This window comes from Vibrio sp. ER1A, from assembly GCF_000733315.1.
Classification (GTDB): domain Bacteria; phylum Pseudomonadota; class Gammaproteobacteria; order Enterobacterales; family Vibrionaceae; genus Vibrio; species Vibrio mediterranei.
Genome location: NZ_JPJA01000086.1, coordinates 551,613 through 573,182, shown reverse-complemented (window position 1 = coordinate 573,182; position 21,570 = coordinate 551,613). Strand labels below are relative to the sequence as shown.

General features: G+C 44.7%; 19 protein-coding genes. 11 read left to right on the top strand and 8 right to left on the bottom strand.

Annotated elements, in window-relative coordinates:
• Positions 1-22: 22 nt before the first annotated feature.
• Genes HW45_RS09915 through HW45_RS09905 form a run of 3 tightly spaced genes read right to left on the bottom strand, consistent with a single transcriptional unit; the run spans position 23 to position 3,946 of the window.
• Positions 23-1,177: an acyl-CoA dehydrogenase family protein gene (locus HW45_RS09915; RefSeq protein ID WP_038226720.1), complete on the bottom strand. Its 1,155-nt coding sequence runs from the start codon at positions 1,175-1,177 to the stop codon at positions 23-25.
• Between the two features lie 59 nt (positions 1,178-1,236).
• Positions 1,237-2,730: a CoA-acylating methylmalonate-semialdehyde dehydrogenase gene (locus HW45_RS09910; protein WP_038226718.1), complete on the bottom strand. Its 1,494-nt coding sequence runs from the start codon at positions 2,728-2,730 to the stop codon at positions 1,237-1,239.
• 16 nt (positions 2,731-2,746) lie between these two features.
• On the bottom strand, positions 2,747-3,946 hold the full coding sequence (locus HW45_RS09905) for a thiolase family protein (protein ID WP_038226716.1): 1,200 nt from the start codon (positions 3,944-3,946) through the stop codon (positions 2,747-2,749).
• 242 nt (positions 3,947-4,188) lie between these two features.
• Here HW45_RS09905 and HW45_RS09900 point away from each other — a divergent pair, with 242 nt between their 5' ends.
• The 5 genes from HW45_RS09900 (at position 4,189) to HW45_RS09880 (ending at position 9,175) form a co-directional block, all read left to right on the top strand.
• Positions 4,189-4,566: a MerR family transcriptional regulator gene (locus HW45_RS09900; RefSeq protein ID WP_038226714.1), complete on the top strand. Its 378-nt coding sequence runs from the start codon at positions 4,189-4,191 to the stop codon at positions 4,564-4,566.
• Positions 4,567-4,637: 71 nt separating this feature from the next.
• Positions 4,638-5,807: an isovaleryl-CoA dehydrogenase gene (locus tag HW45_RS09895; protein WP_038226712.1), complete on the top strand. Its 1,170-nt coding sequence runs from the start codon at positions 4,638-4,640 to the stop codon at positions 5,805-5,807.
• Positions 5,808-5,818: 11 nt separating this feature from the next.
• Positions 5,819-7,432, top strand: coding sequence for a carboxyl transferase domain-containing protein (locus HW45_RS09890; protein WP_038226709.1), 1,614 nt, complete (start codon positions 5,819-5,821; stop codon positions 7,430-7,432).
• A 12-nt stretch (positions 7,433-7,444) separates the two neighbouring features.
• On the top strand, positions 7,445-8,242 hold the full coding sequence (locus tag HW45_RS09885) for an enoyl-CoA hydratase-related protein (RefSeq protein ID WP_038226706.1): 798 nt from the start codon (positions 7,445-7,447) through the stop codon (positions 8,240-8,242).
• A 6-nt stretch (positions 8,243-8,248) separates the two neighbouring features.
• Positions 8,249-9,175: a hydroxymethylglutaryl-CoA lyase gene (locus HW45_RS09880; RefSeq protein WP_038226704.1), complete on the top strand. Its 927-nt coding sequence runs from the start codon at positions 8,249-8,251 to the stop codon at positions 9,173-9,175.
• Here HW45_RS09880 and HW45_RS09875 read toward each other — a convergent pair whose 3' ends face one another.
• Positions 9,176-11,590 carry a beta-mannosidase gene (locus HW45_RS09875; RefSeq protein ID WP_038226700.1) on the bottom strand — a complete coding sequence of 805 codons (2,415 nt, stop codon included), beginning with the start codon at positions 11,588-11,590 and terminating at the stop codon, positions 9,176-9,178.
• Between the two features lie 350 nt (positions 11,591-11,940).
• Between HW45_RS09875 and HW45_RS09870 the strand changes: the two genes are divergently transcribed.
• The gene (locus HW45_RS09870; protein ID WP_006074368.1) at positions 11,941-12,507 is read left to right on the top strand and encodes a PhnA domain-containing protein; all 567 of its coding nucleotides are present in this window, start codon (positions 11,941-11,943) and stop codon (positions 12,505-12,507) included.
• Positions 12,508-12,569: 62 nt separating this feature from the next.
• On the opposite strand, the gene HW45_RS09865 is transcribed toward HW45_RS09870, so the two are convergent.
• Complete coding sequence (locus HW45_RS09865) at positions 12,570-13,511, bottom strand: endonuclease/exonuclease/phosphatase family protein (RefSeq protein ID WP_038226698.1); 942 nt, start codon at positions 13,509-13,511, stop codon at positions 12,570-12,572.
• A gap of 577 nt (positions 13,512-14,088) precedes the next feature.
• Between HW45_RS09865 and HW45_RS09860 the strand changes: the two genes are divergently transcribed.
• The 3 genes from HW45_RS09860 to HW45_RS09850 all read left to right on the top strand — a co-directional run bounded on the left by HW45_RS09860 (position 14,089) and on the right by HW45_RS09850 (position 17,421).
• Positions 14,089-15,327 (top strand): aromatic amino acid transport family protein, encoded by a 1,239-nt coding sequence (locus tag HW45_RS09860; RefSeq protein WP_038226696.1) that lies wholly within the window; start codon positions 14,089-14,091, stop codon positions 15,325-15,327.
• Positions 15,328-15,471: 144 nt separating this feature from the next.
• Positions 15,472-16,908: a methyl-accepting chemotaxis protein gene (locus tag HW45_RS09855; protein WP_038226693.1), complete on the top strand. Its 1,437-nt coding sequence runs from the start codon at positions 15,472-15,474 to the stop codon at positions 16,906-16,908.
• A 300-nt stretch (positions 16,909-17,208) separates the two neighbouring features.
• A complete protein-coding gene (locus tag HW45_RS09850; RefSeq protein ID WP_006074373.1) occupies positions 17,209-17,421 on the top strand; it encodes a hypothetical protein in 213 nt (70 codons plus the stop codon).
• Here HW45_RS09850 and HW45_RS09845 read toward each other — a convergent pair.
• Both HW45_RS09845 and HW45_RS09840 read right to left on the bottom strand, forming a co-directional pair.
• Positions 17,396-18,055, bottom strand: coding sequence for an HAD-IA family hydrolase (locus HW45_RS09845; RefSeq protein ID WP_038226691.1), 660 nt, complete (start codon positions 18,053-18,055; stop codon positions 17,396-17,398). The genes HW45_RS09850 and HW45_RS09845 overlap by 26 nt on opposite strands.
• 124 nt (positions 18,056-18,179) lie before the next feature.
• Complete coding sequence (locus tag HW45_RS09840) at positions 18,180-18,680, bottom strand: hypothetical protein (protein WP_038226690.1); 501 nt, start codon at positions 18,678-18,680, stop codon at positions 18,180-18,182.
• A gap of 73 nt (positions 18,681-18,753) precedes the next feature.
• Here HW45_RS09840 and HW45_RS09835 point away from each other — a divergent pair, with 73 nt between their 5' ends.
• Positions 18,754-19,230 (top strand): CreA family protein, encoded by a 477-nt coding sequence (locus HW45_RS09835; RefSeq protein WP_006074376.1) that lies wholly within the window; start codon positions 18,754-18,756, stop codon positions 19,228-19,230.
• A gap of 52 nt (positions 19,231-19,282) precedes the next feature.
• On the opposite strand, the gene HW45_RS09830 is transcribed toward HW45_RS09835, so the two are convergent.
• Positions 19,283-20,230, bottom strand: coding sequence for a sensor domain-containing diguanylate cyclase (locus HW45_RS09830; RefSeq protein WP_038226689.1), 948 nt, complete (start codon positions 20,228-20,230; stop codon positions 19,283-19,285).
• Positions 20,231-20,443: 213 nt separating this feature from the next.
• Here HW45_RS09830 and HW45_RS09825 point away from each other — a divergent pair.
• Positions 20,444-21,570, top strand: a 1,127-nt coding sequence (locus HW45_RS09825; protein WP_038227723.1) for an inosine/guanosine kinase, incomplete at its 3' end; no start/stop codon positions are given.

Here is a 21,570-nt window from a genome sequence, read left to right as displayed (position 1 = left end):
TGTTTCCTCCGTGTTGAATGCGTTACTCAATAGCGAATGCGTCGCTTAGAACTCGTCTTGCAATGATCAAGCGCATAATCTCGTTGGTCCCTTCTAAGATTTGATGCACTCTTACGTCTCTGAAATGACGCTCAAGCGAATATTCTTTGATGTAGCCGTAACCACCAAAGAGTTGCAACACACCATCGCACACTTTAAATCCAACGTCGGTTGCGAATCGTTTCGCCATCGCGCAATAGGTCGTCGCATCTGGATGCTGATTGTCTAGTTTAAATGCCGCTAAACGTACCATCTGTCTCGCCGCGACCAGCTCCGTTGCTAAGTCTGCCAACCTAAACTGTAAAGCTTGAAACTGGCTTAAACTACTTCCAAATTGCTTTCGTTCATGAAGATACTGAGCAGCTTGATTTAACGCATGTTGTGCTGTTCCTACGGAACAAGTCGCGATATTGATTCGCCCGCCATCCAGCCCTTTCATGGCAAAGGTAAAACCTTGTCCCTCTTCACCTAAGCGATATTTCGCAGGGACAACAACGTTATCGAATGTGATGGCTCGCGTTGGTTGGCTATTCCAGCCCATCTTAGGCTCTTTGCGTCCATAACTGACTCCATCACAATCTGCGGGTACAACAAATGACGAAATACCTTTAGCACCAGTGCCACCCGTTCTTGCCATTACCACTAGTACATCGGTCTCTCCACCTCCTGAGATAAAGGCTTTTGAACCGTTAATGATGTAACTGTCGTCTTGTCTCTCAGCAGTTGTCAGCAATGAAGCCGCATCTGATCCCGCAGTCGCCTCCGTTAGACAGTAAGACCCCAGCCAATCTCCACTAATTAAACTAGGACAAAACGCCTGCTTAGCCTCTTCCGTGCCAAAACTGGCTACCATCCATGTCACCATATTGTGGATGGTCATAAAGGCCGTGGTGGAGGTACAACCCATGCTTAGCTTTTCAAACACAATAGACGAGTCAAGACGACTTAATCCTAAACCGCCTTCTTGTTCTGGTGTATACAGTGCCAAAAAGCCCAATTCACCAGCTTGCTTTAACACCTCTTTAGGGAAGATACATTCTTCGTCCCATTGTGCTGCATTAGGCATTAAGTGCTCATTGGCAAACTGAAAAGCCGTCTCCGAAAACGCTCGTTGGTCTTCATTCAGTTCAAAATCCATAGCATTACCTCACCATCCACTTTCATGATTTAAGCACTCTGCGATTTTCCGCAGTGAAACTACTTAAGTTGAATCGTCAAATTAGGCCCATCAGGAATATCATCGTCAAACCAACGCGACGTGACTGTTTTGGTTTCCGTATAGAACCGCACAGCTTGCTTACCGTAAGCATGCAGATCACCATAAAAACTCCCACGCCATCCGGTGAAAGAGAAAAATGGTAATGGCACGGGAATAGGAACATTGATCCCTACCTGACCGACAAGCACTTCGTGTTGATATTTCCTTGCAGCAGCGCCACTAGCAGTGAAAATTGAAGTACCGTTACCGTAGGGATTTCGATTTACTAGCTCAAGCGCCTGTTCGAGCGTATCCACTTCAACGCACACTAAAACCGGACCAAAAATTTCTTGTTGGTAGATAGACATGTCAGTCGTAACACCGCTAAACAAGGTGGGGCCAACCCAATTACCATTGGGATAGCCATCTACTTTAAAGTGACTACCATCAAGCTCACATATCGCTCCAGATTGCCTACCTTCCTCAATAAAAGACAAAACCCGCTGCTTAGCCTGTTGGCTGATTAATGGACCGTAAGCAGCTTCAGGATCCTCTTTGGATCCAGGTTTAATCTTCGCCATTTCAACTTTCAGTTCGGCTATCCATTGCTTAGAGGGACCGACAAATACAGCGACTGAAATCGCCATACATCGCTGCCCCGCCGCGCCGACGGATGCTCCCACAAGGTTATTTATTACCTGAGCTTTATTTGCATCCGGCATAACCACCATATGATTTTTAGCCCCTGCAAATGCTTGAACCCGTTTGTGGTATTGAGTGCCTACTTGATAGATGTATTGAGCGGTTGGTACCGAGCCTACAAATGATATGGCTTTGATATCTGGATGTTTCAGCAAATAATCCACTTGAGGCTTCGTACCGTGAATCACTTGAAGAACTCCACTAGGCGCACCCGCCTGCTGAAATAACTCAGCAAGCATTATCGATGTTAGCGGCACCTGTTCAGAGGGTTTGAGGACAAAGCTGTTTCCGGCTGCAACTGCTATAGGAAACATCCAAAGGGGAATCATAGCTGGAAAGTTAAAAGGCGTAATACCACAACAAACGCCAAGGGGCTGAACAATAGAATAGCCATCTATATCTGTCGCTACGTTCTCGACAGTCTCTCCCATCATATTGCTGGCAATATTAGCGGCTTGCTCGACGACCTCAATGCCACGCCAAACATCTCCCTTGGCATCCGCCAATGTTTTACCTGTCTCTTTTGAAAGCAGTTCTGCGATATCATCATGATGTTCCTTGAGTAAATGCTGATAACGAAGCATCACTCGCGCGCGTTCAGAAATAGGTACCTCTTTCCAATCCTTTTGCGCTTGTAGGGCACTTTCAATAGCACGCTGTATCTCAATGTCGAGCGTGACTGGTACCGAGCCAATGATGTCATTGGTCGCTGGGTTGGTGACGTCTAGCCATTCAGATGCTAATGATTGACGGCATTCACCGTCGATAAACAAAGGCACTTTCTCACTCATGATCTCCCTCTCCGTATTAACGCGGAATTTCAATAGCTATTGCGGTCGCTTCCCCACCACCAATACACAATGCAGCTACACCTTTGAGCGAGCTTTTCTCGCTCTCTGAATCCGCTAATTTTGCTTTCAAACTATGAATTAGAGTAACCAGTATTCGTGCGCCACTTGCACCAAGAGGATGACCTAACGCACAGGCTCCTCCATTCACATTCACTTTGTCGCTGTCCAATTTAAAATGATTCACCGCTATTTGCGTTACGACAGCAAACGCTTCATTGATCTCCCATCCATCTACGTCATCCACGCACCATTCGAGTCTAGTAAGTAATTGTTTGATAGCTCCAACAGGGGCCAACGTGAATTCGCTAGGTTTTCTGGCAAACGATGCGTGCCCTTTGATGATGGCTAAAGGCTTGAGCTGCAGAGCTATAGCCTGCTCTTTTTCCATCAGCAGAAGCGCAGCCGCCCCGTCAGAGATAGCGCTTGAGTTTGCTGCGGTAATGGTGCCCTGTTGACTAAAGGCGGGTTTCAACTTTGGAATTTTGTCGAGTTTGATGGTTTTTGGTAATTCATCTTCATTAATTGGCTTATGGTGCTGGCTATCTAGTGGCGCTATTTCGCCGCGAAATAAACCTTGTTGCTGCGCATTGAGCGCACGTTGTGCTGACATCGTCGCCCAGCTGTCCATTTGCTCGCGAGAGAAACCAAGCTCATCAGCGACGGCTTGACCGTACACGCCCATTAACTTGCCTTCATAGGCATCCTCTAGGCCATCGGTAAACATATGGTCACAGGTAGACTTGTGCCCGATTCTCATCCCTTGTCTTGCGCCGGGCAACAAGTAAGGCGCGTTGGTCATGCTTTCCATACCACCAGCGATTACACAGTTTGCCTCGCCAAATTGAATCATTGAATGGGCAAGCATTACCGTTTTCATGCCAGAACCGCATACCTTATTAATCGTGGTACAAGGAACCGACTCGACTATTCCCGCACCTAGAGCAGCCTGTCTCGCTGGCGCTTGACCACACCCAGCAGGCAACACACAGCCCATTAAGAGTTCATCAACGGAGGATCTGTCTAACGAAACATCATTCATCGCCGCTTTTATCGCGGCACTTCCCAATTGTGGAGCAGTGAATGACGACAGTTCACCCTGAAACCGTCCCATCGGTGTTCGTTTTGCAGCGACAATCCAGACTTCTCGTTGATGCATTACTCTCTCCTTGTGCCCTTGTGACGACGTTGCTCTTAAAACTGCATTCTCGACTATTTCCTTGACGTATGAGTAAGCATAGCACTAACATTTACGTAAACGTAAAGAAACAACGTAATAACGTATCATTTTTTCATTACGCCAATGTCGAACTCACCACATCAAACGATTGGGTAATGACTTTAAAATTAATGCAGTGGTCGCGAAGCCTGACCAAAACATAGTTCGGAGAGCAGTAACCGATGGAAACTTATAAGATCAGCGAGCTCGCAAAAGAATTTGATGTAACAACTCGCAGTATTCGTTTTTACGAAGATGAAGGATTAATACAACCTGACCGTAAAGGTACGATGCGAATCTATCAACGAAGGGACAAGATTCGCTTGAAGTTAATACTGCGCGGTAAAAGACTTGGGTTCTCTCTTGCTGAGATACGCGAGTTATTTGAGCTTTATGACACACATCAGGGAGAGCATCAGCTCACGCAAATGCTCAACATCATTGATGAAAAAGAAGCAGTTTTGAAACGCCAACTTGAAGATATTAATGCACTACTGGAAGACTTATCTGTGGCAAAGAAACGTTGTATCGAAGCCTTGGGAAAACAGAAAGCAAGCTAATTGTTCCTGACGCTGCGACTCATTGCCAAAGTAACAGGATGTAGAGTCTCTTCCAGATAAAGGGAGGTTCTATGATTAATCAGTACAGCCCACTGAACTTTGGGCTTGATGAATCCATCAACTTACTGCGCGAGCATGTCAGTGCTTTTGCTCGCGAACGCATCGCCCCTATCGCTGCACAAGTAGATGCGGATAACGCATTTCCAAACCACCTTTGGCCAGAACTTGGCGAGTTAGGTTTACTTGGCGTAACCGTCGGCGAAGAATATGGTGGCGCTGCCATGGGGTATCTTGCGCATGTCATCGCTCTAGAAGAAATCAGCCGGGCTTCTGCTTCCATTGCCCTCAGTTATGGTGCTCACTCCAACCTTTGCGTTAATCAAATCTTTCGAAATGGTAATGATGCCCAGCGAGCAAAATACCTCCCAAAACTCGTTGATGGTACTCACATTGGTGCATTAGCCATGAGTGAAGCGAATGCAGGCTCAGATGTTATAAGCATGCAGCTTCGCGCAGAAAGACACGGTGACCACTTTGTGCTTAATGGCTGCAAGATGTGGATTACCAATGGCCCAGATGCGGATGTGGTTGTGGTTTATGCCAAGACTGAACCTTCAGCGGCTCAACACGGCATTACTGCTTTCATTATTGAAAAACAATTCGAAGGATTCAGCCACGCACAAAAACTCGACAAACTTGGCATGAGAGGCTCCAACACCTGCGAACTTGTGTTTCAAAACTGCAAAGTACCCTTAGAAAATGTTCTAGGGGAAATCAATCACGGTGTTGAAGTACTGATGAGCGGGCTTGACTACGAGCGTGTCGTGCTAGCAGCGGGTCCGCTAGGCATCATGCAGGCCTGCCTTGATTTGGTTGTCCCCTACGTTCACGAACGAAAGCAGTTCGGCCGCTCTATTGGTGAGTTTCAATTGGTCCAAGCAAAACTCGCTGATATGTATACACGCTGCAATGCTGCACGTGCCTATTTGTATGCGGTCGCCAGCGCTTGCGATAGAGGCGAAATTACTCGAAAAGATTCTGCTGGTGTCATTCTCTACAACGCTGAGCTTGCAACACAAATGGCGTTAGATGCGATCCAATTGTTAGGCGGGAATGGCTATATCAATGAATATGCAGCAGGACGTTTGTTGCGTGACGCTAAGCTATATGAAATCGGTGCCGGCACATCAGAAATCCGCCGCATGCTTATCGGCCGAGAGCTATTCCAAGAGTCTCAATAGCGGAGGGATTTATGACTAAAATTGTCAGTAAAGTGAAACCCAATTCAGAGCTTTATCTAAAAAACCAAAAAGCAATGAATGCGCTCGTGGCACAGCTTGAAACCGACCTTTCAACCATCGCGGAAGGCGGTGGCGAAAAAGCCATTCAACGTCAACGTGCAAAAGGAAAACTCCCGGTTCGTGAACGTATTGATGCCCTGCTCGATCAGCATTCTGATTTCCTTGAAATTGGTCAATTTGCCGCATGGGAGGTGTACGAGGATAAAGTGCCTTGTGCAGGAGTCGTCGCTGGAATTGGTACGGTTTACAACACTCAATGTATGATCATTGCTAACGATCCTGCTGTTAAAGGCGGAACCTACTACCCGCTGACCGTCAAAAAGCACCTTCGAGCCCAAGAAATAGCGGCGCGCTGCCACCTTCCCTGTATCTATCTTGTTGACTCTGGGGGAGCAAATTTGCCTCACCAAGCCGAAGTGTTTCCAGACAAGGATCATTTCGGGCGCATTTTCTTTAATCAAGCTCGAATGTCAGCTAAAGGCATACCGCAAATCGCTGTGGTACTCGGTCTATGTACCGCCGGAGGCGCGTATGTTCCCGCTATGGCTGACGTATCCATTATGGTCAAAAATCAAAGTACGATTTTTCTCGCTGGCCCCCCTCTTGTAAAAGCAGCGACCGGAGAAGAAGTGACCGATGAAGAACTTGGTGGCGCGGACGTACACTGTAAAAAGTCCGGTGTCGCTGACTATTACGCCCACAACGAACAACATGCTTTGGAGTTAGCCCGACAAGCCGTTACAAGCACTAACATAAGCAATACGTTACCAGCTAGCCACACCGCTACAAAAACAGGGTCACCTAGTTATGACCCAATTGAGATATATGGCATCGTAAACAGTGACTTAAGATTATCTTTCGATGTCCGTGAAGTGATAGCTCGAATCGTCGATGACTCTGAGTTTGACGAGTTCAAAGCACTTTACGGAGCAACCTTAGTCTGTGGTTTTGCTCGAATTGCTGGACGACTCATTGGAATTGTTGCCAACAACGGCATCTTATTTTCCGAGTCAGCCCAAAAAGGCGCGCATTTTGTTGAACTGTGCGCCAAACGTAAAATCCCTCTGCTTTTTCTGCAAAATATCACTGGCTTTATGGTCGGTAAGCAATATGAAGAAGGCGGTATAGCAAAACATGGCGCGAAACTGGTCATGGCGGTCTCATGTGCCGATGTGCCCAAATTCACTATCATCATTGGGGGTTCATATGGTGCAGGCAATTACGGCATGTGTGGCCGAGCCTACGACCCAACAATGATGTGGATGTGGCCAAATGCACGCATCTCAGTGATGGGGGGATTACAAGCGGCTAATGTGCTCACTCAAGTAAAACGTGAGGTGAAGAAACGTCAGAATCAACAATGGCCCGAACAAGAAGAGCAAAGCTACAAACAAAATATTGTCGACCGCTATAACAATGAAGGCCATCCCTATTACGCCAGTGCTAGACTTTGGGACGATGGCATTATCGATCCCAAAGACACACGCCGTATTCTGATGCTTGCGCTGCGTGCTACTGATAACGCTCCTATCCCCGATAGTGAGTTTGGCATCTTTCGAATGTAACGGGCTGCGGTTATGACTAATCTCAATACTATTAAACTTACCGTCGACACCAAAGGAGTCGCTCATCTGACGTTAGATCGTCAACATAAAAGCAATGCCTTTGATCGTGCCATGATTGCGGATCTGCTCGATGCACTGCTTAGCGTTGGGAACAACAAGAATATCCGCTGCTTAGTGTTACGTGGTAACGGAAAGCACTTCTCCGCCGGAGCTGATTTGGCCTGGATGAAATCCATGGCCAACAAGAGTCAAAACGAAAACTTGGAAGATGCCCAAAAACTTGCCGAACTAATGAAGCGTCTAGACACGCTAACGATTCCAACCGTAGCCGTCGTTCAAGGTTCAGCATTTGGCGGGGCATTAGGTTTACTGTGCTGCTGCGATGTTGTAGTTGCTCATGCCGACTGTCGTTTCTGTCTTAGCGAAGTGAAACTTGGACTTGTTCCTGCGACCATTGGACCTTACGTCATTCGTACCATAGGCGCCCGTTATGCTCGACGTTATATGTTGAGTGCTGAAGTCATGGGCGCCCCTCAAGCTCTGGAGCTTGGAATTATCCACGAGGTGCTACTAGGTAGTAAGATAGACCCCTTCGTGGATGCACTGGTCGACAAATTCGTTGCCAATAGTCCAAACGCAATAGCAAACACTAAGGCTTTGATTCAGCGCTGTCACAATCATCCAATTGATCCTCAATTGATTGATTTCACAAGCCAAGTTATTGCCGAGGCTCGTACCTCTTCTCAAGGTCAAAAAGGTCTGCAAGCCTTCTTCGACAAAGTGCCGCCTATTTGGCAAAAAGAGGAGTAAATTCTAATGGCTAACCTTCCTGCTCCTGTCCTTCCCAGTCACGTTAATATTGTTGAAGTCGGTCCGCGAGATGGATTACAGAACGAAAACAACGTAGACACGTCACACAAGGTCAACCTCATCAATCAACTGACAGCTGCTGGGTTAACACATATTGAGTCAGGGGCTTTTGTGGCGGCAAAACGTATTCCTCAAATGGCAGACTCATCTAATGTTTTTCAACAAATAACTAAGCAAAAACAAGTCACCTACTCTGCCCTAACGCCTAATTTACAAGGCTTCGAAGCGGCTCTTTCGGCAGGTGCTAACGAAGTGGCCGTGTTTACTTCCTGTTCTGAGTCTTTTACTCAGCGAAACATCCACTGCTCAATTGAAGAAAGCATTCAACGATTCATTCCCGTCATTGAAGCTGCTCATCAACACAACGTAAGAGTTCGTGGCTACCTCTCGTGTATCGTTGATTGCCCCTATGAAGGTAAGACCAAGCCTGAACAAGTGGCAGCGATCAGTGACACCCTAATAGAGTTGGGTTGTTATCAGGTGTCACTAGGCGACACCATAGGTACAGGAACACCACTGAGAATAGCTAGGGTGTTAGAAGCGGTCTTGGAGAATGTCTCCACATCGCAATTGGCCGTTCATTTTCACGATACGTACGGGCAGTCGCTTGCCAATCTTTATCAAGCGCTACTAATGGGTATTCAAACCATAGACAGCAGCGTCGCCGGACTTGGGGGGTGCCCTTACGCCGATGGAGCGTCTGGAAATGTGGCAACTGAGGACGTGCTCTATCTCTGCCATGATTTGGGAATCGCAACAGGCGTGGACCTTGACTCTGTCGCCCAAGCTGGTTGGGCGATCTGTAACGCACTGAACAAAGAGCCAGCATCAAAAGTGTCACTGGCTCTAAGGGCGAAGCAAGGTCAACGTTAATTAGTAGCTATTGCTTAAGTCATAAACACGTAGCGTCGATAGCAGTGTCTCTAACTCCTCACCAATATAGTTAACCTGATAAGGCTCATTAGGCAACAAAGTAAAACTGGAATCACTAAATCGCCCAGAACCGTCGTGCTCCAAATGAACGAAAAACGCTGGTTTATCGGAGGTTAATATTATCGTACTTCCGTCGATCTCCACTTGGATTTTCGCTTTGTTAATGGCCAACTGTTTCACTTCCGGTTTGGCAAACCATGTATTCTGACTCCACTCACCTTGAGATTTGAAGCGGACAAAGAAGAAACCATGGTCAGCTCGCGTCTGCCATTGTGACTTGTTCAACGACCAAACTTCTTTGTTTTCATCAGGTGCGATATCAAGGTTCAAATTCCAGTTGCCAAGTGGTTCACCATTCCAACTCATCCACACCACTTCACCTGTGACCTTCTCTGGAGTTCTACGGTTATTAACCAGCCTCAAGGTCAAGGCATCATCAGTCTCAACAAATGGTATATAGGTAGGAGCAAATACTCGTTTGGCATGATAATGAAGTTGTTTCCAGCGACCACTGTATTCAATACTCGACCAAGAGCTTACCGGCCAGTTATCATTTAACTGCCAGTACAACATTCCTCGACAAATCGGAGATATAGAGCGCCAGTACTCACAACCGGTTTTAATCGCAATGGATTGTTGAACTTGGCTTAAATACAGCATCTGCTCAAAGCTTGCCGGAAACCGAAAATATCTGGTAAACATCTCGGTAATAATGCTATTACCAGAGGCATTCTTTTGGTGCCCTTCAAATGTAGGTGAGGTAACGTTCCAATCTTCTTGCGGTACAAAGGTTTTTACTTCTGATAATGAAGGCCACGACTGAAAGCCAAACTCCGAACAAAATCGGGGTTTAATATTATAGTAAGCATTAAACGACGCACCAGAATGCCACACTTCCCAAAAGTGCATATCGCCTCGAGCATCATCGTGCCATGAGTCACCATAATCGAGCTCTCCGTTGCAAGGAGACGAAGACCAGAACTTTCGTGATGGATCTTCTTGAGCGACGAAATCCGCTAGCTTACGGTTTAATCGGTCATAGTTCACCACGTAGCGGTCTCTGCTGTTTCTCGATTCTTCATACCAATTCAACGCGCCTATTACTTCATTATCGCCACACCACAAGGCAATACAGGCGTAATCTTTCAAACGTTGCACTTGATAGCGTACTTCGGGTTCTACATCGTCAATGAATGTCTGAGTGGATGGATAAAGCGAACAGGCAAACATGAGGTCTTGCCAGACCAGCAAACCTAGCTCATCACATGTTTGATAGAAGATATCGGCTTCATACTGGCCGCCACCCCAAACTCGAATCATATTCATGTTGGCAGCCACAGCATCACCCAACAAGGATTCGTAACGAGTTTTGCTTTCTCGCGCTGGCATGGCGTCCATAGGAATCCAGTTAGCACCACGCGCAGTAATAGGAAAATCGTTAATACGAAACTCCATCGCCGAGCCAATGTCATCCTCTGCATTGTTAAGCTCAAGCTTACGCAAACCAAGGCGTTTATTTATTGTTTGACCGTCCATTGTGACGTTTAAATCATACAGCGGCTGCTCACCATATCCCGCTGGCCACCAGAGTTTGGGAGTCTCAACGGTAAAACTAACTGACGTCACCTCGCCGTCTGAGCTTTTAACTCGCGTTTCAACTTCGTCAAAGACAATAGATATCTCTACGCCAGAAACAGCTTGGTGGTAAACCTGAACCACAACTTCAACTGAGCCGTCCTGTTTCCAGATTTGCTCCGTTGATACGCGATCTAAGCTAACTTCGTTAACCACGCTGATGAAGACATCGTCATAGATGCCGGAAATAACTAGGCAAATTCCCCAATCCCAACCCGAATGGCACTGAGTTTTACGTAGCAAGTTCATATGAGGGATTTGGTTATTGCTTCCCATCGAAGACGGTATTGGGAAAGGTAATGGCACTGTTCTGTTTTTAGCTTCAAGGTGAGCTGGCGTAAAGGCGATACAAATAGTGTTAACACCAAGCTGAACATAAGGTTTGATGTCTACCCTGCGCGCGACAAACATATTGGAAAAAGTGTCGACTTCTGTTCCGTTGATGACTAGCTTCGCTACCGTATCTAGGCGAGACAAGCACAATAGTAACTGCTCAGAGGATAACTGCTGCTGACTCAATTCAAAGGCGCGACTAATTTGCCACTCACATTCCCGAACCCACTGAACCTCTTGCTCATTACAACCCCAGTATGGGTCGTTAATCACACCGGCTTTAAGTAGAGCAGAGTAATTGTCGCCTGGTACTTGCATTGTTACTTCAACTTCCGGTTTTTGTTCACTAGTTAACAGCCAATCACCGTTCAGATTTATTCTCGTCATACACTTTCCCTAACATGCCTTAGACCTATAAAACTATATAGTTTTATATTTACTCTTAAACTATATAGTTATCTAGTGAAACAAATGGGTTATGTGAACTGTTTATTTGTTTAGTAACAAAAGTTTGAACTCATACCCAAACCTTGCCTTGATGCACAGTTTAATCTCACTCAGTGAGAATATTCTTACAGCCCTAAAAGTCTATCGCGTGGTTTTGGTCGCTCCCGATCACACTTTTGGCTAAAACCATGTATAATGCGCGGCTATCAAACCGGTGATACTCAAAGTAAGTACCACATAACTATTCGGACGGAGGCTTAGGCCCGTCTCACCAAATAAAAGGTATAAGTATGTCTATCGAAGCAACTATGCTTGAACGCTGCGAAAACAAATGTGAACTATGTGGTGCTGAAACAGCACTTAAGCCTTTCGCGGTGGCGCCTCATACCCAAATCACGGTTGATCACGCGATTATGCTTTGTGACACTTGTACAGGGCAAATTGAAAACCCGGAAACAATGGATGTTAATCACTGGCGTTGCCTAAACGACAGCATGTGGAGTCAAGTTGCTCCTGTTCAAGTTATGGCTTGGCGTCAACTTAAACGTCTTTCTGCTGAAGGCTGGGCTCAAGATCTTGTTGATATGATGTATCTAGAAGAAGAAGTAGCCAAATGGGCAGAACTTGGCCTAGATGAAAACATTGAAAAGCCACGTGATGTAAACGGCGTAGAACTTAAAAAAGGTGACGATGTAACGGTCATCAAAGACCTGCCAATCAAAGGTTCTTCTCAAGTTATCAAACAAGGTACTGTGATTCGTGGCATCAGCGTTAACGCAGATGACCCTAAACACGTTCAAGGCAAAGCAAATGGCCAAGCCATGTATGTGATTGCAGAATACTGCCGCAAGAAATAATGATGTTCAATTTATAATGAACGAAAAAAGAGCGACCTTAGGGTCGCTTTTTTGTTGCTCCCCTATAACTTAAAACGTGTTTCGACAGGAACATGGTCCGACCCATGAATCTGTTTCAAACTATCTCGAGAGCAAATAGTATTTTGCGAGCCACCGACACGCCTTATCCAAAAATGATCTATTGCAACAACAGGCACAAAAGGTATCGACCAACGTTTAATGAACCTAGGCCAACTGGCAACGGGTTGCTTGTCAAAGCTTGGTAGTATTTGATTGAATCGCTTTGTCGTACTCGCTAAATTAAAGTCCCCGACCACAATGGTCACATCTAACGGCGACGCTTGTGCCATATCAACAACATCTTCAATCACTTCATTCCTTTCACGCCAGAGTACTTCTGATCGCGGTGATGGCGGATGGGCAGCTATCAAAAACAAATCTCGTTCGTTGGATGCTCGCCAAACCACTTGAATAATGTTGTGCCCCGATATCGAGGTGGTGGTATTCATACCATACAACGGTGCACGGCTAAGTATCATTTGACCACTTGGATAACCGACTCGCCTCTGCCCACCATATTGATAAGGATAAAGATCTTTCAACAGTTTAAGCTGTTCCCCATGTTGCGGGGACACTTCTTGTAATACCAAAATATCTGGGCGTCGCTCACGAACAAAATCAATAAAGTTCCCAAGCTGCTGATTGTCATAATAGGTATTGTATTGCATCACACTAACGTAATTTTCATCACAACCATCAGAAGTAATAAACTGTGGCGTCGTTCCGAATAGAACCAATGAGGCGACCGACAACACCGCAGCAATCATCGCTGCTGAGGTCTGTTTAATGATAATCAGAACAATCGTGAAGATAAGATAACACGTGGGAATGAAGACAATAAATGCGGCCAGATTTTCCAGCTGCCAGTTCAGGTTAAAATAGTAGAGATAACACCCCGAAAGTATGGGGAATAAAATAATGCAGAATAGTAGTAATCGTTGCAAACCATCTCATCTCCAACCGAACTCATATATTCAGTGTAGCGGCTTTAAGTCTATGTGCTCACACAGTTAATTGGTACGAGCTGGTTTGCATGTAGTAATGTTGGTTAGTCTTCCGTTTGCGACAATTCTTCGCAATCAGGTAATTCGAAGCCGATCTCCATAGCATCTAGCCATTCGAGCGCTTCTTCGTTTGTTTGTGTTTCCATAATGTCATCCTGTTTTAGAACAAGCGCCTTTGTATTCATAGCCCTAAACACCAGACCGCTAACTACAAATCGCTTGAACACTCGTCATAGAGTTTTACCTAACGTATATGACAAAAGTAAGAAACCCAAGAGAAATCGACATTTATTTTGATACAACTCATTGTTAAACGATTGCGGAGCCAATAAATCTCCTACTTCAACACTTAATGTAAAATAAACTTTACACTAGATAAGATTATGTTTACATTATGCTTGTTATTTGGATTATTACACTGCATACTCTTCGAAAATTCAGCATTAATGACTCATATTTGAGTATTCGTTAAAACGATAATGCAAAGTAACCTACAAGCTGTAAAGTAGACTGTACAATGAAATCAAAAGTTCTCGGAAGCACACTTATTATTGCCGGTACAACCATTGGTGCTGGTATGCTCGCCCTTCCAATAGCCTCTGCTGGTATTGGTTTTGGTACTTCTTTAGTACTCATGTTCGCCTTATGGGCCTTAATGGCTTATACCGCTCTGTTGATGGTAGAACTTCACCAGTACGCTGATCATTCCGCAACATTACACACATTAGCTAAACAAGTACTGGGTAAAAAAGGCAAATACATCGCGAGTTTCGCCATGCTATTTTTGTTCTATGCACTTTGTGCGGCCTATATTGCGGGTGGCGGCGGCCAGTTCGCTGACCGTTTAGATATGCTTTTTGGTATTCGTTTGCCAGGAACCGTGGCCACTCTGCTTTTTACCGTTTTAGTCGCGTTAACAGTTACCATTGGTACTCATGCGGTAGATAAACTCAATCGAGTACTATTCACGCTGAAACTCATCGCAATGGGCAGTGTTTTATTTCTGCTAGCTCCTAATGTCACCCAAGGCTACCTGATGAGTATGCCCGTCCAGCAAGGTCTCATTGTCGCTTCTATCCCAGTCATTTTTACTTCTTTTGGTTTCCACGGCAGCATTCCTGCGATTGTGAACTACCTTGAAGGCGACACAAAGGCGCTGAAAAAAGCAATTGTTATTGGCTCTAGCTTACCCCTTGTTATTTATATTTTTTGGCAAATCGTTACCTTAGGCGTGGTACAACAAAGTACGTTGATTGAAAACTCTGGTCTGTCTAACCTAATTGGCTTATTAGCAGAAGCAGTCCATGTCGAGAAGCTCGCGACTATTATTGGTGTATTCGCTGATCTAGCCCTAGTAACATCATTCTTGGGTGTGAGCTTAGGTCTTTTTGAATACTTGAGAGATTTGGGCAGCAAGTTCACTTCAAAACAAAATGGCACCAAGCAAACAGCGGGTCTGTCATTCTCTCAACGCGCAATTGCTGCGCTAGTGACATTCCTTCCACCGCTATGTTTTGCTTTGTTCTATCCACAAGGCTTCATCATGGCACTAGGTTACGCAGCGATAGCACTTGCTGTACTGGCTATCTTCCTACCAACCATCATGGTGGCCAAAACACGTAAACAGTTTACAAGTGAAACTGGCTATCAAGTCGCTGGCGGACACATTGCACTTTATTCCTCGATGTTGGTTGGTGTAATTATTGTGGGTTCTCAGTTACTTGTAACATTTAAGATCCTCCCTACACTTGGCTAGTTAAGTGATCGTTATCACATTTAAAATGAATGCCGCTAAATGTATTTCATAAAATGTCGATATCATACCAAGATTGAAGGTCCTCAATGAGGGCCTTTAATTTTATCAGTCTATTCAAATAACAATATCACTCCCGGAGTTATCATGAGAGAAGTGAAATTTAGAAAGATCGACGCCTTGTTCATCAAGATGTCGATTAATGACAAGATGTGGGTACTATTTGCCCTATTTTTCGCCGCACTTACCTTTTCTGCGGTCAGTCGTTATCAAGACAGCGTCTCAAATGCAGAGCAACAAGCAATCGCTAGTGCTGAAGCCAAGCTATCTAGTTATTTAGAAGTAAGTTCAGCAACGGGTAACTCAAGCATTTTGAAAAACTTCAACGTTATAGAATCCACAAGCCAAGCATCTTCGATCAATAGCGGTCAGGTAACAGCAACAGCTCGCGGGTTGGATGGCAAAAATTACAGCCTAACCACTTCAGCATCTATACAAATAGACAACGCCAAGTCTCAAGCACTTATCTCTCTTGCTCTCACTTATCTCTGGCTACTGCCTTTTTCTATCTTTAGCTATTGGTTGGCCACTTTCCTCGGTGGTGCACTATTTACTCTTTACTCCACCACTCAGAAAATTGCCGACGGCGACCTAACCTCTCGTCTTAATTTTGTCGCTGGCCGCGATGAGTTTGGAACCATAGGTGTGGCATTGGACCGCGCTATGGACACTTTAACTGAGCTAGTCACCACCGTTAAGTCATCTGCAACCAGCCTGGAAGAAACAGCCTCTTCTTTTCAAGAGGAAATGGCGAAAAGTAACAACCAAATCAACAATCAATATGCGTCACTTGACTCAGTTGCTACCGCTATGGAACAGATGACGGCTTCCGCTCAAGAAGTGTCGAACATTTCTCGTCAGTCAAATGAACAGGCAGAAGAAGATACCAAGCAAGTTGAGCTTAGCTATCAACGCGTCCAACAAGCTATCGGTGATATCAATCAATTGTCTGCGTTTATCGAAGAAGCTTCACACTCTGTAGCGGCTTTGACGGATAATACGACCCAAATCAATGAGGTTATTACTACCATCAATGCAATCTCTGAACAGACGAACCTACTAGCATTAAACGCAGCTATTGAAGCTGCAAGAGCGGGTGAACAAGGCCGAGGCTTCGCAGTCGTCGCAGATGAGGTTCGCACGTTAGCTGGTCGTACTCAGACAGCCACGGTCGAGATTCAAGCTATGATTGAAAAGCTTCAATCTGAAAGCCAAAATATTGCCGCCATTACTCAACAAACGGTAGAACAAGCCGAATCCAGTAGCGCACTGATTTCGGAGATTGGACATGACGTCAATTCTATCGCCGACTCATCTCGCGCAGTAATGGACATGAGTACTCAAATTTCTACATCAGCGGCGGAACAAAGCGCGGTGGCTGCTGAAATCGCAGCAGAGCTCAGTGATATTCGAGTTCAGTCCGGTACCATTCGCGAAGTAGCGGAACAAAGCGAGGTGGGCGTATCAAACCTTACTAAAGCGACGATTACACTGGGAGAAGTACTGACTCGTTATCGCACTTAGTATGCTCTGATCATAACGCAGTATTTCAAATTAAAAAGCCAGCATTGCTGGCTTTTTTGTTGGTTTATTTTCAAGAGACAAAGAAACGCCGAATACAAACCCAGATGCATATTAAATTACCCATCAACACGCATATTGATTCATTGAACCAATATCCCACCTGTACAAATAGCGACCAACAATGACTATTAGTGACATAAGTCGCATTAGTACGTGAAATCGAGCAGTTTTCCACACTAGATATTTGAGCTCGTATTACTATTAATAGGGTCAAGGTAACTTCGAGTAGTTAGGAGAGATATGTCACATAGCAAATCACAAGAACCATATACAGGACTATGTCCTGAATGCGGAGCTGATGAAGGCCTGTTGTCTGAAGATAACGAAACGTTCTTGTGTGCGGAATGTGGCTACTACACCACAGAATTGACGAAGCAAACAACTCGTAGCTACCAACAAAAGTTCAATGCCACGTCAATCAAACCTTTTACGCTAAACTGTTCTGTTCACTAATGTGCTCAATGACCTGTTTCATTGACGTCAAACAGGTTGCATTTTTCTGTTCATAGTCACAACTAGTGGCGAAGTGTATGGTTCTAATACCTGCCGCTATGCCCATTTTGACGCCTTTCGATGTGTCATCAATATAAACGCACTCATCCGGTAGAAAACCCATCATGGTCACTGAGTATTGAAGTAAATCGGGCTCGGGCTTCCAACTGTTGGCATCAAAAGCAGAGATGACTTTACCTCTGAATTTCTCACTCAAGCCAACAATAGAGAGCATCTTTTGGGCTTTAGAAAGTGGACTGTTGGTAACAACACAATATTCAATGCCTTGTTGATCCAAGTGAGAGAGCAGCTCCAATGCTCCTTCCATAGGTCTAAGCTTCTGCTCAAACAAGCGTTGAGTTTCATTACGATAAATAGGTTCTAGTAAATCCAGCGAAACATGACTTTGTGCCAACGATTGAGCGGAAGATAGAACGTCCGCTATCTTGCCGCCCGAAAAGTTATCCGATACCGCTTCTATACTTAGCGTTACCCCTACCTGCTCAAACGTGGCAACTATCGCCTCACAACACAATCTTTCACTATCGACCAGTGTTCCATCACAATCAAACAACACACATTTTACTTTTGACATCAAACACCAAGCCTTACAACACTTATTTTTCGTAAAATATTAATATACTTCCCTGATCAATATGTGGGGCTAGGCGTGAGTTTTTATATATTGTTTTACTTGATGATCGAAACTTCCAAGCAGATCACCGTTTTTCAATCCAAAGGTCAGATTCTTTTGCAATATCTAAGGTTTGTATTAGAGACGCTATAATGGGCTCCGGGCTTAAATCCTGTGCGCTATGACAGGTAACTAAGTCCGAGAAAAGAACAACGGTGTCTTCTTTACTCACCAACACCGCGGCACATGCTTCGCCACCCTCAAAGCCCAGATATAGGTCATGCGACTGGTCCAAAATAATTTGTGCGAAAAATTCCACTATCGCATTCTGATGGTGTTCAACCGCCCACCTTTTCGCCTGCAATAGAGCAAACATGACTGTTAATCTATGAAAATCAACCTTGTGCCACTCGATGTTCAAATCGCTTTCGGAGTCCACCTTAAGCGACTCTAAGTAGTTGCTCGACAACGACTCCTGATACAATTCCCTTCCCTGTACGCTTTCAGGTGTTGGGAAATCAACGTCTATCTGGCTCGCTAGCCATTGATTTTTGTTGGTATAAAGTCGTTCTGCGACATCTTTCATAATAATCCTGTTCGATTTTTCGAGTAACCTTGGTTATGGTATACAAAAGCGTTAATAAAAAGGAATGCTCTCTATGTTTAAAAAGCTCTTGCTGGTCCCTGCTCTGACACTAGCCTTGTACGGTTGTGGTGATAAAGAGGTAGGTGATGTATCGCTGGGTATGTTCACATTAAAAGATATCAAACTCAATACTCTAACCGATCCTATTGTTACCGGTGTTACTTGCCATATTGCCAGCATTGAAGCTGACTTAAGCCTATCTGATCCAAGTGACAGCTCTATCTCATGTCGACAAACTGGTGAGATAACACCAGAAATGATCGCGCAAATCGATAAGTCGAAGTCAGGTGAAGTGGTCTTCAAGAAATCTAAGAGTATTTTCTTTAAGAGCATGAAAGTACGTCGCATCTATGACAAAGATAACCAAACACTTATGTATCTTTCATACTCTACCAAAGAAACGTCAGGTAGCTTTAAGCACAGTCTCTCAACTGTTCCACTATGGAATACTGCTGCCTATGTTGAGCCGGCCACTGAAGTAGCCCAATAAAACATAAGCGGGTACTTTAATAATTAGAAGTACCCGCTTCCGCCAATAGTCATTATTTACATTGACCCGCTTGTATACAACCATTGCAGCTTGTGACGGACTCTAAATGGTCACAGAATACGTAACTGGTATTCTTCCCTGTAGCGTTTAGCTTTACTTCCATCAAGGCTTTATCTGCCAACGCCAACAGTTGATCTTCCAACCCTTTTTGTAGTGATGCTATACCAAGACTTATCTTGATCTTGAACGGATGACCAGTACTCGAATAGAGGGTTTTACTTGCTACTGATTCACGTACTCTTTCAGCCAATCTATAAGCATCGGGCAGCGAGGTTTTTGGAAGTAAAATAGTGAACTCATCTCCACCAAACCGAAAACAGAAATCCTCTTCTCGCACCGCCCCTAACAGGGTCTTACCTATCGACTGAAGAACGTAATCTCCAATGCTATGCCCAAATCGGTCGTTAATGGATTTAAATCCATCCACATCCAACATTAAACAAGACATGTCATGCTCATGTCGTTTAAATGATGCGATCTCATGCTTTAATTGGAGTTCAAGAAATCGACGATTATACAGGCCGGTTAGCACATCCCGAATAGCGAGAAACTCAAGCTCATTGTGGCGCGCTACGGTCTTTGAAATATCAATCGCTAACCCAAATATGCCGACCACCTCATTATGGCTGTTGAAAAGAGGCGACTTCATATTTTGATAGTGCTTAACCTCACCCGATTTCAACGTGTTCACTTCAACGTTTGAAACTGTTTTGCCATTCAGAACCGACACATCATTTTTGATTAGGTCACTTGCCTGCTCTATCGAGAAAAACTGACTGTCATCAGCACCGATGATCTCTTCTCTAGAACGAGCGAACAATTGGCATACCGCTTCATTGACGTAGGTGTAACATCCGTTTTTGTCTTTGATAAAGAAGTAACAATCCATGCGATCAAGCACTTCTTGAATTTTCTCTGGGCTTAGGCTCGAAATATTCAATATGCAATCCATATCATTATAACTAGTCTTAGGTTAGTAGGCTGATAAACCCTGTCAAGATTAGGGTTATGCATTGGTTAACAGTTTGATTAAAGATTGGATTTCACCCTTTCTCATCTACGGTTTAAATCACACAAATGCTGCAATTTTATGAAACATTATTGAAGCCGTTGTGATATCATGCCGCCAAATTTCGTTCCATCAGCGTTTACTATGAGATTCCCTGGACAACGTAAGTCAAAACACTATTTCCCAACTAGCAAGAAAGATCTGTCTGTTAGCCAAGCGCAGTCAGCTCCAAAGCTATTTCGACCGACTATTATTGGTGTTGGTCAAACTATCGTTGATATAGAAGCACGAGTTGACGATGCTTTTCTTGCTAAATACGACCTAAGTAAAGGCCACTCTCTGGTACTTGAAGAAAGTAAAGCAGACGCGCTTTATGAAGAACTGGTTGCTGAAGGACTAATTACTCACCAATTCCCAGGTGACACTATTGGTAACACGCTACACAACTATTCAGTTTTGGCAGATAGCAAATCTGTTTTGCTGGGTGTTATGTCAAAGAACATTGAAGTAGGTTCGTACGGTTACCGTTATCTATGCCGAACTTCTTCACGCATGAACCTGAACCATTTACAAACTGTTGATGGTCCAATTGGCCGTTGCTACACGCTAATCACCGACGATGGTGAACGAACATTCGCGATCAACGAAGGTGAAATGAACCAACTTAAGCCAGAAAGTATTCCAGAGTCTGTGTTTAACAAGGCTTCAGCTTTGGTTGTTTCTTCTTATCTAATGCGTGGTAAGCCAGAAGATCCGATGCCTAAAGCCGTTGCACGTGCAATCGAGATCGCAAAAGCGAAATCAGTACCCGTGGTGTTAACGTTAGGAACTAAGTGGGTTATCGAAGGCAACGAAAAGTTCTGGCAGGATTACATTAAAGACAATGTCACTATCGTTGCTATGAATGAAGAAGAAGGTGAAGCACTCACTGGATTCTCTGACCCACTACTCGCCGCCGACAAAGCGTTGGACTGGGTAGATTTGGTATTGTGTACAGCTGGCCCTGATGGCCTATATATGGCCGGTTATTGCGACAATGTTGCACTCCGTGAAACGACGCACGATATTCTTGAAGGCGAAATCGATGAGTTCAACAAATTTGAATTTAGTCGAGCAATGCGTAAAGCGGATTGTGCAGACCCGCAGAAAGTCTACTCTCATATTGGCCCATATTTAGGTGGTCCACTGGAGATTAAGAACACCAATGGCGCAGGTGATGGTGCTCTGTCGGCTCTACTTCACGACATGACAGCGGCTTTGTTGCCGAAATC

Excerpts from the sequence above, each read along its gene's own strand:
- HW45_RS09905 (WP_038226716.1), bottom strand. The coding sequence starts at position 3,946 with ATGCATCAACGAGAAGTCTGGATTGTCGCTGCAAAACGAACACCGATG.
- HW45_RS09890 (WP_038226709.1), top strand. The coding sequence starts at position 5,819 with ATGACTAAAATTGTCAGTAAAGTGAAACCCAATTCAGAGCTTTATCTA.
- HW45_RS09885 (WP_038226706.1), top strand. The coding sequence starts at position 7,445 with ATGACTAATCTCAATACTATTAAACTTACCGTCGACACCAAAGGAGTC.
- HW45_RS09880 (WP_038226704.1), top strand. The coding sequence starts at position 8,249 with ATGGCTAACCTTCCTGCTCCTGTCCTTCCCAGTCACGTTAATATTGTT.
- HW45_RS09915 (WP_038226720.1), bottom strand. The coding sequence starts at position 1,177 with ATGGATTTTGAACTGAATGAAGACCAACGAGCGTTTTCGGAGACGGCT.
- HW45_RS09855 (WP_038226693.1), top strand. The coding sequence starts at position 15,472 with ATGAGAGAAGTGAAATTTAGAAAGATCGACGCCTTGTTCATCAAGATG.
- HW45_RS09900 (WP_038226714.1), top strand. The coding sequence starts at position 4,189 with ATGGAAACTTATAAGATCAGCGAGCTCGCAAAAGAATTTGATGTAACA.
- HW45_RS09840 (WP_038226690.1), bottom strand. The coding sequence starts at position 18,680 with ATGAAAGATGTCGCAGAACGACTTTATACCAACAAAAATCAATGGCTA.
- HW45_RS09910 (WP_038226718.1), bottom strand. The coding sequence starts at position 2,730 with ATGAGTGAGAAAGTGCCTTTGTTTATCGACGGTGAATGCCGTCAATCA.
- HW45_RS09850 (WP_006074373.1), top strand. The coding sequence starts at position 17,209 with ATGTCACATAGCAAATCACAAGAACCATATACAGGACTATGTCCTGAA.
- HW45_RS09860 (WP_038226696.1), top strand. The coding sequence starts at position 14,089 with ATGAAATCAAAAGTTCTCGGAAGCACACTTATTATTGCCGGTACAACC.
- HW45_RS09845 (WP_038226691.1), bottom strand. The coding sequence starts at position 18,055 with ATGTCAAAAGTAAAATGTGTGTTGTTTGATTGTGATGGAACACTGGTC.
- HW45_RS09875 (WP_038226700.1), bottom strand. The coding sequence starts at position 11,590 with ATGACGAGAATAAATCTGAACGGTGATTGGCTGTTAACTAGTGAACAA.
- HW45_RS09870 (WP_006074368.1), top strand. The coding sequence starts at position 11,941 with ATGTCTATCGAAGCAACTATGCTTGAACGCTGCGAAAACAAATGTGAA.
- HW45_RS09835 (WP_006074376.1), top strand. The coding sequence starts at position 18,754 with ATGTTTAAAAAGCTCTTGCTGGTCCCTGCTCTGACACTAGCCTTGTAC.
- HW45_RS09895 (WP_038226712.1), top strand. The coding sequence starts at position 4,638 with ATGATTAATCAGTACAGCCCACTGAACTTTGGGCTTGATGAATCCATC.